Genomic DNA, 13479 nt, shown 5'->3' on the forward strand with positions numbered 1-13479 from the left:
TAGCCAATCTGAAAGCCGGGGGTTGGTCATGAGTGAAGAAAAGTCCGAAAAAACAGACGGATCGGAGGTGTCTCTGGGGCACCTTGCGACGGATATTTCCTTTGTCACCCGGGTGTTGCGGGCGCAGCTGCTGGAACAGACGGGCGATTTCTTCGAGAAACACGGCGTCGCCTCGGGGCAGGTCGCGCTGCTGAACCTGATCGCGCTGAACCCCGGTGTCTCGCAGAAAGAGCTGGCCGAGGCGGTGGTGCTGAAGAAATCCGCCCTGACCAAGGCCATCAACGAGCTGGAGCGCAACGGGCTGATCGAGCGACGCAAGTCCGGCGGCGACCAGCGGTACAATGCCCTGCACCTGAGCGAGCAGGGCCTGGCCCGCGTGGCCGCGATGCGCACTGACATGCTGGGCCTTCAGGACACGATCCTGGGCGTGCTGAGCGACGCCGAACGGGCACAGCTTTTCGACATGATCTGGCGGGTGATCCGCAGCCGCTGAGGGTCGCTGCGTCGGCGGCCTGGGCAGGGAGCTTGACAATCCACCTTCATACGGTTTCCATTGTGAACTAATTTGGAGGAGAGGGAGAGGACCATGGCGCAGCCGCTCGCGGGGGTCAGAATCGCCGATTTCAGTCATGTGATCGCGGGTCCCCTAGCCACGCAGTTCCTGTGCCTGCTGGGGGCGGAGGTCATCAAGATCGAACCGCCGGCGGGGGATGCCATGCGGTACTACACCCGGGCGGAGGCGCGCCGGGGCATGGCGGAACCCTTCGTCGGGGCCAATGCCGGCAAGAAATCCGTGGTGCTGGACCTGAAAAGCGAGGAGGGCCGCGAGGCCGCCCGCGCCATCGTCGCCAGCGCTGACATCCTGGTGGAGAACTTCCGCCCCGGCGTCGCCGCCCGCCTGGGGCTGGGGGAGGCCGACTTGCGCGCCGCGCATCCGGGGCTGATCTATTGCTCCGTCTCGGGCTTCGGCCAGGCCGGGCCGATGCGGGATTACCCGGCGATCGATCAGGTGATCCAGTCCATGTCTGGGCTGATGTACCTCTCCGGCCAGGAGGGCGACCCGGCACAGCGCGTGGGCTTTCCCATCGTCGACACCTACACGGCCCTGCTGACGGCCTTTGCCGTTCTGGCCGCCTATACGCAGCGGCAGGCGGATCCGCAGGGGCAGGGACAGGTGGTCGATGTCTCGATGCTCGATGCGACGATGGTGTTGATGTCCTCGGTCATCAGTCCCTATCTGCTGACCGGCACCGAACCGGTTCGGGCCGGCAATCGCGGCTTTTCGGGCGCACCCACGGCCGACACCTTCGACACCGCCGAGGGCGAGATCACGATAGGCGCCGTGCAGCAGGTGCAGGTGGAACGGCTGTTCCGCGCCATGGATCTGGCCGACCTGCTGGAGGACGCCCGTTTCGCCACCCCGCCCGCGCGGCTGGCCCATGACGCCGCGTTGCAGGCGATCCTGCGCCCCCGTTTCGCCACCCGCAGCGCCAGCGACTGGGAAGATGTATTGGCCGGGGCCGGCGTGCCCGCCGGCAAGGTGCGTCCCCTGGCCGAGGCGATGGAGATGCCGCAGATCCAGGGACGTGATCTGTTCCTCGACGTGCCGGACCCGGTCACCGGCGACAGCGCGCAGATCCTCAACGCGGGCTTCCGCTTTGCCCATGATGGCCCCGGCGTCAGCGCCCCCGCGCCGGGTCTCGGGCAACATACCGAAGAGATCTTGGCGGCCCTGCGCAGCCGCGCCTGAGCCGTCAGGCGTAGTAGGCCCCGCGGGCACCACGGCCCGTTCCCTGCGCGGGTGCGGGGCGTATGCTTGTGCGCGGCCTGCGCCGCCCCCTCTGCGATGTCGGTGCTTTTCAGGCCGGGATTGACCGCAGGATGCGCGGCTCGGCAATCGTCGCAGGAATTTCCACGAAACGTAGCAAAACTGACATGGAAGTCCGCTCAACTGAGCATGTGAAATGCTGAAGTGAGCGCCATGGACCGCAAGGAACAGATTCTGCAGCTGGCGCGCCGCGAGGGCCGCGTGATGGTCGACGGGCTGGCCGAGGCGTTTGGCGTCTCCGCCCATACCATTCGCCGCGATATCAACGCGCTTTGCGAAGAGGCCAAGCTGCGGCGCCTGCACGGCGGGGCGGAGTATATCGAGGGCCAGGCGAACCTGCCCTACCACGCCCGCGCGGTGCTGAACTTCGACGAGAAGTCGGCGATTGCGCGCGAGGTGGCCCGTGTCATCCCCGACGGCGCGACGCTGTTCATCTCCATCGGGACGACGCCCGCCATTGTCGCGGGCGCCCTGGCCGAGAAGCAGGCGCTGACCGTCATCACCAATAACCTGAACGCGGCCCTGGCGCTGTCGGAAAACCCCGGCAACCGGATCATCCTGCCGGGCGGAGAGATGCGCCTGCCGGATCGCGACATCCTGGGCCCCGAGGCGGTGGAGCTGTTCCGCACCTACCGGGCGGATTTCGGCATCTATGGCGTTGGCGGCATCGACCATGACGGCAGTCTGCTGGATTTCAACGCCGCCGAGGTGCAGATGCGCGAACAGATGCGGACCAATTCCCGCCGCTCGATCCTTGTCGCCGACCGGACGAAATTCGGCCGCCGCGCCGCGGCCGTGGGCGGGCAATTGAACGAGGCGGGCATGGTCGTGCTGGACCGCGCGCCGGGGGCTGACTGGCAGCCGCTGTTGGACGGCTACCCGGGCAAGCTGGTGCTGGCGATGGAGGGGGTTCATGTCTGATCCCTTCGTCGAGCTGCGCGAGATCCGTCGTCAATGGGACGGCAAGGGCGGGGTGCGCGGCGTCTCGCTTTCGGTGCCGCGCGGCGCCTTCGTGTCGATCCTGGGCCCCTCGGGCTGCGGCAAGTCCACGCTGCTGCGCCTGCTGGCCGGGTTGGAGGTGCCGCAATCGGGGCAAATCCTGATCGGTGGGCAGGACGTGACCCATGCCGCGCCCGCCGCGCGCGGCCTGTCGATGGTGTTTCAGAGCTACGCGCTTTTCCCCCACCTCTCGGTGCGCGAAAACATCCTGTTTGGCATGAAGGTCCGCCGCGCCAGCCGGGCGGCCCAGGCCGAGAAGCTGGCCGAGGCGGTGGCGATGACCGGCCTTGAAGGGCTGGAGGATCGCAAGCCCGGCGCGCTTTCTGGCGGCCAGCGGCAACGCGTGGCGCTGGCCCGTGCCGTGGTGGCGGGGCATCCCCTCTGCCTGATGGACGAGCCACTGTCGAACCTCGACGCCAAGCTGCGCCATTCCGTGCGCCGCGACATCAAGACCCTGCAACGGCGCCTGGGGCTGACCGTGGTCTATGTCACCCATGACCAGTCCGAGGCGATGTCGCTGTCGGACCACGTGGTGCTGATGAAGGACGGCGCGGTGCAGCAGCAGGGCGCCCCGGAAGACCTCTACACCCGCCCTGCAACACCCTTCGTGGCCGAGTTCATCGGTGACCCGCCCATGGCCCTGGTCGAAGGCGCAGCCCTGGGGCAAGGCGCCGCGCAGATCGGCATCCGGGTCGAGAAGATCGAGCGGGCGCATGTCGATGACGCCGATCTGGTGGCCCAGGTGGAGGCCTGCGAGTTTCTGGGCGGCGAGACCCGGGTTTTGCTGGGCCATCCCCGGGCGCGCGGTCTTGGCCTAATCCTGACCGGGCGGCGCGAGCTGGCGGAGGGCACGGCCATGGGCCTGGCCCTGCCGGACGAACACCGGGTCCTTTTCCCCGCCCCGGGCGGACAAAAGGACCCGCAGCAGAATTACGGGGCGACCGATCGCCAAACCGCACCCCGTGATGGCCGAAAGGCCCCATCCCAGCAGACCGAAGAGGTATCCCGATGATCCGCCAAGTTTCTGCCGCGGCCATGCTCGCCGCCGGCGCCCTTGCCGTCAACCCGGCCAGCGCCACCGAACTGACCATGTACTACCCGATCGCCGTGGGCGGCCCGCTGACCAAGGTGGTCGATGGCATGGTCGAGGAATTCGAGGCCGCGAACCCCGACATCACCGTCAACGCCATCTACGCCGGCAACTACGACGACACCCGCATCAAGGCCCTGGCGGCGCTGAACGCGGGCGAGCCCGCCCAGCTGGCCGTCATGTTCTCCATTGACGCCTACGACCTGATCGAACAGGACATGATCGTACCCTTCGACGACGTTCTGGGCGAGGGCGGCCAGGCGTGGATCGACAGCTTCTACCCCGGGCTGATGGCCAACGGCCAGGTCGAGGGCAAGACCTGGGGCATCCCGTTCCAGCGCTCCACCATCGTGGCCTATTACAACAAGGACATGTTCGCCGAGGCGGGCCTGGACCCCGAGCACGCCCCGGAAACCTGGGACGAGATGGTCGAGATGGGCCGCGCCCTGACCAATGACGACCACTACGGTCTGATGATCCCCTCGACCGGCTACCCCTACTGGATGTTCCAGGCCCTGGCCGTGCAGAACGGGATCGAGCTGATGTCGGGCGACGGTTTGGAAACCTATTTCGACGCCCCCGAGGCCGTCGAGGCGCTGGAGTTCTGGAAGTCGCTCTCAGTCGACGAGGGCATCATGCCCGAGGGCACCGTCGAATGGGGCACCCTGCGTCAGGCCTTCCTCGAAGGGCAGACCGCGATGATGTGGCATTCCACTGGCAACCTGACCGCGGTGAAGAACGCGGCCGAGTTCGACTTCGGCGTCGCCATGCTGCCCGCCAATGTGCAACCCGGCTCGCCCACGGGCGGCGGCAACTTCTACCTCTTCAAGGACAGCACCGATGAGGAAAAGGCCGCCGCGCTGAAGCTGATCCAGTTCATGACCCAGCCCGAGAAGGCGGCCGAGTGGTCCATCGCCACCGGCTACATGGGCGTCTCCCCTGCCGCCTATGAGACCGAGGCCCTGCAAGCCTATGCCGAGGAGTTCCCTCCGGCGCTGGTCGCCCGGGATCAGCTGAAAGTGGCCGTGGCCGAGTTTTCGACCTTTGAAACCGCTCGCGTCCGCGAAGGGCTGAACAACGCCATCCAGTCCGCTCTGACCGGCGAGAAGTCGGCCGAGGAGGCCCTGGGCGAGGCGCAATCCGCCGCCGAGCGCCTGTTGCGGGCCTACCAGTAATCTTTCCCCCGGGGGCCTGCGGGCCCCCGGCTGTACTCCCCTCGGGGGCCTACGGGCCCCCGGATCCCGCCCATGCCTGCATCCCCGGGCGCGGGTCAGAAAAGGCTCAGCATGACAGACGCATTCCGCATCGCCACAAGGCGCCGGGCAATCCACGGGTGGCTCCTGCTCTCGCCCGCGCTGGTCATGCTGAGCACCTTCGCCTTCTATCCCTCCGTCGCCACGCTCTGGGCCAGCTTCTTCTCGCGGGAGACGCGGCGGCGCCCGTCCGAGTTCATCGGGCTGAACAATTACCGCTTCCTCTTCGAGGATCCGACCTTCTGGAAGGTGGCGGGCAACAACCTGCTCTATGCCGGTGTGACGATCCCCATCTCCATCGCGCTGGCGCTGGTGATGGCGCTTTGGGCCAACTCGAAGATCCCCGGCAAATCCTTCCTGCGCACCGCCTATTTCACCCCCACGGTCCTGCCGATGATCGCGGCAGGTAACCTGTGGCTGTTCTTCTACACACCGGACATCGGCGTGCTGGATCAGCTTTTCGGCCTCGTCGGCCTGGGCTCGATGAACTGGCTCGGGCGGCCCGAAACCTCCCTCTGGGCGATCTGCATCGTGACCATCTGGAAGGAGAGCGGGTTCTTCATGATCTTCTACCTGGCGGCGCTGCAAACCATCCCGCCAGAGCTGAAAGAGGCCGCCGACATCGAGGGGGCCAGCCGCTGGACCTATACCCGCCGCATCGTGCTGCCGCTTCTGATGCCCACGACGCTGTTCATCCTGGTCAATGCCCTGATTAACTCGGTGAAACTGATCGACCACCTGTTCATCCTCACCAAGGGCGGGCCATCGGACAGCTCGAAACTGATCCTCTACTATATCTGGGAGCTCAGCTTCGCCTTCTTCGACAGTCCCATGGCGGCGGCCACCACCGTGCTGGTACTGGCAGTGCTGGGGATCGTGGCGGCGTTGCAGTTCGGACTGCTGGACAGAAGGACCCACTACCAATGACGCGCCTGATGCCCCGGATCGAGGCGGCGCTGGCCCTGCTGCTGGCGCTGGTCTGGATCTCTCCGCTGCTGTTTGCCCTCTGGGCGGCATTTCATGCCACGACGGATGCGGTGAATTTCACCCTCTCGGCGCCTCTGATCCTCGACAACTTCCGCACCGCCTGGGACGGCGCGCCCTGGCTGCGCTATTTCCTTAACACCTTCCTGCTGGTGACGCTGGTGCTGGCCGGGCAGTTCTTCCTCTGCACCCTCGCGGGCTTTGCCTTCGCCCGCATCGACTTTCGCGGCAAGGGCACGGTTTTCACCCTGATCCTGCTGCAGCTCTTCATCCTGCCCGAAGTGCTGATCGTGAAGAACTACGCCATCGCCGCCTCGCTGGGGCTGGTGGACACGATCGCGGGGATCGGGGTGCCCTACATGGCCTCTGCCTTCGGCATCTTCCTGATGCGCCAGGCCTTCAAGGGCGTGCCGATGGAACTGGACGAGGCCGCCCGGGTCGAGGGCTGTTCCCTGCTGGGCGTCTTGTGGCGCGTCTACGTCCCCGCCGCCCGGCCCACCTATATCGCCTATGCGCTGGTCTCGGTGGCGACGCACTGGAACAACTTCCTCTGGCCGCTGATCGTCACCAACACCGAAAGCGCCCGGCCCCTGACCGTGGGCCTGTCGATCTTCGGCGCGCCGGAGAACGGCGTGGACATCTCGGTGATCTCGGCGGCGACCGTGATGGTCATCGCGCCGCTGCTGGTGCTGTTCCTGGTGTTCCAGCGCCAGTTCGTCCAGGCCTTCCTGCGGGCAGGGATCAAGTAGGGCCTAGTCCTGCGTCAGGTGTCGGCGCACCAGCACCAGGTGCAGGATATGGGCGGCGGTGAAGGCGCCGAGGATCAGCGCGATCGCCGCGGGTCCGGCATCGGCCAGCAGGTGGAACAGAAGCGCGAAACCGCCGGCCAGCAGCGGCGTCAGGCACAGGGCCAGCCCGCGGGGCGCTGACCAGGTCGGGCGGCCATCCAGCCCCCATTGCATGGGAAGGTGACTGGCACGGGGCAGCTGCAGGTAGGCCCCGGCCGACAGCCCGATCAGGGCGAGTGACAGAAATCCGCAGAGATAGATCATCGGCGGCCCTCTTCCGGTGGCATCCATACGTTGACGGATTCTGTCAAAGGGGTCAGGGCCGCGTCAAGGCGCGGCCCGGGTTTGCTCAGCGAAGCGCTTTTTGCCACTCATAGTAGGAGCTTTTCGGCGTCCGTTTCATCGTCTCGAAGTCGACATGCACCAGGCCGAAGCGTTTCTCGTAGCCGAGCGACCATTCGTAGTTGTCCAGAAGCGACCACAGGAAGTAGCCGTTCACCGGCACGCCTTCGTCCGCCGCCTTCTTCATCATCGCCAGGTGCTTTTGCACGAAGTCCAGACGCTCCGGGTCGTTGACGGTGCCGTCAGGCTGGATCACGTCGGCATTGGCCATGCCGTTCTCGGTGACGAACAGGGGCAGGTCGCCGGTGTATTCCTCCGCCGTGCGTTTCAGGAACTTGTAGAGGCCCTCGGGGTAGATCTCCCAGTCCATGAAGGTCTTGGGCAGGGGGCCTTCGACCTCGTGGTGATGCGGCCAGGGGCCGTCGTCGGGCGCGATCAGCTTGCGGGTGTAGTAGTTCACCCCGACCCAGTCGAGCGGGCTGGCGATCACGTCGAAATCGTCCTGCCAGCCCTCGGGCATATGCGGCTCGAACCCCTTCATGACATTGGCGGGATATTCCTTCTTGAACATGCCGCCGAGGAAGAAACGGTTGTAGTAGCCGTCGTAAAGGGCTGCGGCCTCGGCCGCCTCGGGGGTGTCATCGGCCGGATCGGCCCATTCCATGTTCACCACGGCGCCCAGGTTCTTGAGGCCCATGGCGCGCATCGCCTGAATGGCGGTACCGTGGGCCTTCATCACGTGGTGCATGGCGCGGGCGGTGGCGCGGATGTCCTTCAGCCCCGGCGCCTGGTGGCCCAGGAAATGCGACAGGAAGGCCACGCACCAGGGTTCGTTGATCGGCGCGATGGAATGCATGCGGTCACCGATGCGGCCCATGATGACCTCGGCGAAATCGGCAAACCAGTTGGCGATGTCGGGGTTGCGCCAGCCGCCCAGGTCGGCCAGCGGGCTGGGCAGTTCCCAGTGATACAGCGTCGCGCAGGGCTTGATGCCGCGCTCCAGCATGGCATCGGTCAACCGGTCGTAGAAATCGAGGCCCTCGGGGTTGGGCGTGCCGCGCCCCTCGGGCAGGACCCGCGCCCAGGAGGTGGAGAAGCGGTAGCAGTCGAAGCCCGCGCCCTTCACCAGGTCCAGGTCTTCCTCGTAGCGGTGGTAGTGGTCACAGGCACGGTCGCCGTTTTCAGAGCGCACCACGTTGCCGGGGGTGGCGGCGAAGGTGTCCCAGTGGGTCGAACCGGCGCCGCCGAAGGCGTGCCCCTCGATCTGGTAGGAGGAGGTGGCTGTGCCGAAGAGGAAGCCTTCGGGGAAATCCTGTCGGGAGAAGGTCATGGGTCTCTCATCTGCTGCGGGCCGGGGCCCGGGTCGGAAAGGGGTGTCAGCCCAGGCGCGCGGCCTGAAGAGGGGCGGGGCCGGTCGAGCTGCCGACCACCAGCTGCGCTTCCAGCAGGCGGGTGATCGGGCCCTCGTCCGGTGCGGAGATCAGCTGCACCAGTGCATCGGCCAGCAACTCGCCCGCCATGCGGACGGAGGACCGGGTGGCGGTGAAGATCGGCAGGTCCTGGCCGTTCTTGAGGTAGGACAGGTCGTCGTCATGAGTGATGACCGACAGGTCGCGGCCCATCACCAGCCCGGCTTCCTGCAGGGCGCGGCGGATGCCGATGGCCGACAGGATCGAGGAACAGATGATCGCCGTCGGCGGGTCCTCCAGCGACAGCATGTGCCGGGTCTTCTTGAAACCGAATTCCTCGGTCATCTCGTCGGTGCACATCAGGATGGGATCGGAGCTCAGCCCTGCGGCCTCCAGCGCGTGGGTGTAGCCCTTGCGCCGGCGGAAGGCGAAATCCATCCGTTCCAGCCCGTTGATCAGCGCGATGCGGCGATGGCCCAGCTGGATCAGGAACTCGGTCGCGCGGCGGAAGGCCTGGGTGTTGTTCACGTCGATCCAGGAATAGGGCAGGTCGACCCCGGTGGAGCGGCCGTGCACCACGAAGGGCAGGCCGATGTCGTTCAGCAGCGCGATGCGTTCGTCGTTCACCGCTGGCGCCTGGACGATCACCCCGTCGACGGCGCCCCGGGCGCGGAACTCGCGGTACACCTTGCCCTCGTCGTCGCCGGGCACCCGGGTCAGCAGGATGTCGTAGCCCGCCCGCGCCAGGTTCTGGCTGGCGCCGGCGACGAAATCCCCGAAGACCGGGTTGACCATCTCATGCTCGGTCGAGGTGGGGATGACCTGGCCGATCAGCATCGCGCGCCCCGTCGCCAGGCCCTTGGCCCGGCTGTTCGGGCGATAGCCCATTTGCGCGGCGGCTTCCTCGACCCTGCGGCGCGTCGCCGCGCTGACCTCCGGGTAGCCGTTCAGGGCGCGGCTGACCGTGGTCTGCGACAGGCCGAGGGCTTCTGCCAGGGTTTTCAGGTTCATCAGCTATCCAAAGCGCTTTGAAAATCGGTGCGGCTTTCTGTGTGCAATCAAAGACCCGTCACGTCAATGCCCTTGATAAAAGGGCGTGAGTGCTGACCTGACGTCCTGCTAAACTTGAATTTTCGGCAAATTGTTGACATCACTGGGGTGCGTGTCATTTATCGTCACACGCCTCAAAGCGCTTTGAACTGGATTCGGAGCAAACAAGATGGCGCATGGCGCATTCGGGAGGGAATTTGGCTATGAACAAAGTACTTTACACGAGCGTGGCGAGCTTGGCCCTGACGGTCGGCGCGGCACAAGCAGAGCAGGTCACCGTTTTCGGTCCCTGGCTCGGCCCTGACCAGGAGCAGGTCGAAAAGGTTCTGGAAGGCTTCGCGGAAGCCTCCGGCCACGACGTGTCCTACGTGGGCTCCGACAGCTTTGAACAGCAGATCGTCATCGACGCCGAGGCGGGCTCGGCGCCGAACATCGCGATCTTCCCGCAGCCGGGCCTGGCGCAGGACATGGCGCGTAACGGCTTCCTGACGCCGCTGGCCGACGGCACCGACGACTGGGTGCGCGAGCACTACGCCGCCGGTGACAGTTGGGTCGACCTGGGCAGCTTTGCCGGCCCCGATGGTGAAGTCAGCCTCTACGGCTTCTTCTTCAAGGTCGATGTGAAGTCCCTCGTCTGGTATATGCCCGAGAACTTCGAGGATGCGGGCTACGACGTGCCCGAGACCATGGAAGAGCTGAAGGCGCTGACCGAGCAGATGGCGGCAGACGGCGAGACGCCTTGGTGCATTGGCCTGGGGTCGGGCGCCGCAACCGGCTGGCCGGCGACCGACTGGGTCGAAGACCTGATGCTGCGCGTCGCCACCCCCGAGGAATACGACGCCTGGGTCAGCAACGACATGCCCTTCGACGATCCCAAGGTGATCGAGGCGATCAAGGAATTCGGCTGGTTCGCCAAGAATGACGACTTCGTCGCCGGTGGCGCCAATGCCGTGGCCGCGACCGACTTCCGCGATGCACCGCAGGGCCTCTTCTCCTTCCCGCCGCAGTGCTACATGCTGAAGCAGGCGTCCTTCATCCCGACCTTCTTCCCGGATGATGCGGTGGTCGGCGAAGACGTCGATTTCTTCTACTTCCCGGCCTATGGCGACAGCGATCTGGGCACCCCGGTGCTGGGCGCCGGCACGCTTTGGGCGATCACCAACGACAGCCAGGGCGCGCAGGATCTGATCAAGTACCTGCAGACCACCGAGGCGCATGAAACCTGGATGGCCATGTCCGGCTTCCTGACGCCCTACAAGGATGTTGACACCTCGGTCTTCGGGGATCCGACCCTGAAGAACATGAACGACATCCTGTTGAACGCCACCACCTTCCGCTTCGACGCCTCCGACCTGATGCCGGGCGCGGTCGGCGCCGGGTCCTTCTGGACCGGCATGGTGGACTACGTCGGTGGCAAGTCTGCCGAAGATGTCGGCGCGGACATCCAGGCGTCCTGGGACGCCATCAAGTAAACCCAATCGCGGGGAAACCTGCGATCGCGCGGCCCGGAGGCAACTTTCCGGGCCGCGCCTGACTTCGGCGACAAGCAGACGAGGGTACCATGGCACCGGCATTGCAGGGATTGCTGACGATCGTGATCGGCATCAGCGTATGCATCGGATATTTTCTCGGGTCCAACCTGCTGCTGGATACCCTGTTTCCGCCACGCGGCCCGCGCGCCGGGCGCAACATCAACATCGCCAACATGGTGCGGCCCTGGCTGTTCCTGTTCCCCGCCATGTTCGCCCTGGGCCTCTACCTGGCTTACCCGGTGGTCGAGACGCTGCGCCTGTCGCTGACCGAGCGGGTCCCGGGCGGCGGCTATGTCTGGGCGGGGCTCGACAATTACATCCAGATGGCCAACGAGCCGAAGTTCTGGGAAGCGATCATCAACAACATGCTCTGGCTGCTGGTGGTGCCGGGGCTGGCCACGGTCTTCGGTCTGCTGGCCGCCCAGCTGACCGACCGCATCAAGTGGGGCAATATCGCCAAGTCGATCATCTTCATGCCCATGGCGATCAGCTTCGTCGGGGCCTCGGTGATCTGGAAGCTGGTCTATGACGCCCGCCCCGCAGGGCAGGAGCAGATCGGCATCCTCAACGCCATCGTGGTCGCCCTGGGCGGACAGCCCGAGACCTGGCTGACCATTCCCTTCTGGAACAACTTCTTCCTGATGGCCGTGCTGGTCTGGATCCAGACGGGCTTTGCCATGGTGATCCTGTCGGCCGCCCTGCGCGGCATCCCGGAAGAAACCATCGAGGCCGCCATCGTCGACGGCGCCAACCCGATGCAGATCTTCTTCAAGATCAAGGTGCCGCAGATCAAGGGCACGATCATGGTCGTCTGGACCACGACCACCATCATCGTGCTGAAGATCTTCGACATCGTCTTTGCCATGACCAACGGCCAGTGGGGGACGCAGGTTCTGGCGAACTACATGTACGCCAAGCTCTTCGTCGCCCGGGACTGGGGCGTGGGCAGTGCCTCGGCCATCGTCATCATGGTGCTGGTGCTGCCGATCCTGGTCTGGAACGTGCGCAACGCGCGCAAGGAAATGAACTGAGGAGGCGGTGATGAAAAATATTGCCGGACAGAAACCCGCACTTCTCTGGGCGACGCATCTTGCCGTGGCCTTCATGGTGATCCTGTGGATCATCCCCACCTTCGGCCTTCTGGTCTCGTCCTTCCGCACCGGCGACCAGATCTCCACCAGCGGCTGGTGGAAATCGCTCTTTGCCACCGAACAGGTGGAGGGGTTCCGCATTGCCTCGCCCGAGGACCAGGTGCAGGAGGGCGATCTCTACGTGATCGAGGGCAATGTCTTCACCGATGGCGGGGCCGAGGCCAACACGCTGTCGGCCTGGGGCACCTCCTCTCGCGATGTCAGCGCCTATGCGCCCGGTGACGTGGCCGAGTTGCGCGACGGCGGCACCATCACCATCGCGGAGAACGGCGATTACCGGCTGGAGAACAGCGAACCCTTCGAGGGCAGCCGGGGGGAGCGGGTCTTCGGCACCGTGTCCGAACCGCCCACCTTCACCCTGGAAAACTATGACCGCGTCCTCTTCTCCGGCTCCAGCACCGATGGGATGCAGAAGGCCTTCCTGAACACCATGACGGTGACGATTCCCGCCACCGTCATTCCGATCCTGATCGCCGCTTTCGCGGCCTATGCCCTGGCCTGGATGGATTTCCCCGGCCGCGCCCTGCTGATCGCCGGCGTCGTGGCCCTGCTGGTCGTGCCGCTGCAACTGGCGCTGATCCCGCTGCTGAAGCTGCACCTGAACATCGGCATCGGGAAGGGCTACATGGGCGTCTGGCTGGCGCATACGGGGTTCGGCCTGCCGATGGCGGTCTACCTTCTGCGCAACTACATCGCGGGCCTGCCCCGCGACATCATCGAGAACGCCCGGGTGGACGGCGCGACGGAATTCCAGATCTTCACCCGGATCATCCTGCCGCTGTCCTTCCCCGCGCTGGCCAGCTTCGCCATTTTCCAGTTCCTGTGGACCTGGAACGACCTGCTGGTGGCCAAGGTCTTCCTGATCGACGCCTCGGGGCAAACCACGGTGATGACCAACCAGATTGTCGAGTTGATGGGCACCCGGGGCGGTGACTGGGAGATCCTGGCCACAGCGGCCTTTGTCTCCATCGCCGTGCCGCTGCTCGTCTTCTTCTTCATGCAGAAATACCTGGTCCGCGGCCTTCTGGCCGGGTCCGTGAAATAGGAATGCTC

General features: G+C 65.5%; 13 protein-coding genes. 10 read left to right on the top strand and 3 right to left on the bottom strand.

Features of this window, described 5'->3' with window-relative positions:
* Positions 1 to 28: 28 nt before the first annotated feature.
* From CVM50_RS17540 to CVM50_RS17570, 7 genes are all read left to right on the top strand, one after another.
* Positions 29 to 493 (top strand): MarR family winged helix-turn-helix transcriptional regulator, encoded by a 465-nt coding sequence (locus tag CVM50_RS17540; RefSeq protein WP_085889807.1) that lies wholly within the window; start codon positions 29 to 31, stop codon positions 491 to 493.
* Positions 494 to 586: 93 nt separating this feature from the next.
* The gene (locus CVM50_RS17545) at positions 587 to 1750 is read left to right on the top strand and encodes a CaiB/BaiF CoA transferase family protein (protein WP_085889808.1); all 1164 of its coding nucleotides are present in this window, start codon (positions 587 to 589) and stop codon (positions 1748 to 1750) included.
* A gap of 231 nt (positions 1751 to 1981) precedes the next feature.
* Positions 1982 to 2749, top strand: coding sequence for a DeoR/GlpR family DNA-binding transcription regulator (locus CVM50_RS17550; protein WP_085889809.1), 768 nt, complete (start codon positions 1982 to 1984; stop codon positions 2747 to 2749).
* Complete coding sequence (locus CVM50_RS17555) at positions 2742 to 3839, top strand: ABC transporter ATP-binding protein (protein ID WP_085889810.1); 1098 nt, start codon at positions 2742 to 2744, stop codon at positions 3837 to 3839. Before CVM50_RS17550 ends, CVM50_RS17555 begins: the two co-directional genes overlap by 8 nt.
* Entirely contained in the window at positions 3836 to 5092 is a 1257-nt protein-coding gene (locus tag CVM50_RS17560; RefSeq protein ID WP_085889811.1) for an ABC transporter substrate-binding protein, read from the top strand. Before CVM50_RS17555 ends, CVM50_RS17560 begins: the two co-directional genes overlap by 4 nt.
* Before the next feature lie 111 nt (positions 5093 to 5203).
* Complete coding sequence (locus CVM50_RS17565) at positions 5204 to 6097, top strand: carbohydrate ABC transporter permease (protein WP_085889812.1); 894 nt, start codon at positions 5204 to 5206, stop codon at positions 6095 to 6097.
* Positions 6094 to 6903, top strand: a complete 810-nt coding sequence (locus CVM50_RS17570; RefSeq protein WP_085889813.1) for a carbohydrate ABC transporter permease — start codon at positions 6094 to 6096, stop codon at positions 6901 to 6903. The genes CVM50_RS17565 and CVM50_RS17570 overlap by 4 nt, the downstream gene beginning before the upstream one ends.
* A gap of 3 nt (positions 6904 to 6906) precedes the next feature.
* Here the strand turns inward: CVM50_RS17570 and CVM50_RS17575 are convergent, their stop codons facing one another.
* The 3 genes from CVM50_RS17575 to CVM50_RS17585 all read right to left on the bottom strand — a co-directional run bounded on the left by CVM50_RS17575 (position 6907) and on the right by CVM50_RS17585 (position 9704).
* A complete protein-coding gene (locus CVM50_RS17575; RefSeq protein ID WP_085889814.1) occupies positions 6907 to 7206 on the bottom strand; it encodes a hypothetical protein in 300 nt (99 codons plus the stop codon).
* A gap of 85 nt (positions 7207 to 7291) precedes the next feature.
* Positions 7292 to 8614: a GH1 family beta-glucosidase gene (locus tag CVM50_RS17580; RefSeq protein ID WP_085889815.1), complete on the bottom strand. Its 1323-nt coding sequence runs from the start codon at positions 8612 to 8614 to the stop codon at positions 7292 to 7294.
* A 46-nt stretch (positions 8615 to 8660) separates the two neighbouring features.
* The gene (locus CVM50_RS17585) at positions 8661 to 9704 is read right to left on the bottom strand and encodes a LacI family DNA-binding transcriptional regulator (protein WP_085889816.1); all 1044 of its coding nucleotides are present in this window, start codon (positions 9702 to 9704) and stop codon (positions 8661 to 8663) included.
* 242 nt (positions 9705 to 9946) lie between these two features.
* Between CVM50_RS17585 and CVM50_RS17590 the strand changes: the two genes are divergently transcribed.
* The 3 genes from CVM50_RS17590 (at position 9947) to CVM50_RS17600 (ending at position 13471) form a co-directional block, all read left to right on the top strand.
* Positions 9947 to 11215, top strand: a complete 1269-nt coding sequence (locus tag CVM50_RS17590; protein WP_085889817.1) for an ABC transporter substrate-binding protein — start codon at positions 9947 to 9949, stop codon at positions 11213 to 11215.
* A gap of 89 nt (positions 11216 to 11304) precedes the next feature.
* Positions 11305 to 12306, top strand: coding sequence for a carbohydrate ABC transporter permease (locus CVM50_RS17595; RefSeq protein WP_085889818.1), 1002 nt, complete (start codon positions 11305 to 11307; stop codon positions 12304 to 12306).
* A 10-nt stretch (positions 12307 to 12316) separates the two neighbouring features.
* Positions 12317 to 13471 carry a carbohydrate ABC transporter permease gene (locus tag CVM50_RS17600; RefSeq protein WP_085889819.1) on the top strand — a complete coding sequence of 385 codons (1155 nt, stop codon included), beginning with the start codon at positions 12317 to 12319 and terminating at the stop codon, positions 13469 to 13471.
* Positions 13472 to 13479: the final 8 nt, after the last annotated feature.

The sequence above is a fragment of the Pseudooceanicola marinus genome, from assembly GCF_002786295.1.
Classification (GTDB): Bacteria; Pseudomonadota; Alphaproteobacteria; order Rhodobacterales; family Rhodobacteraceae; genus Pseudooceanicola; species Pseudooceanicola marinus.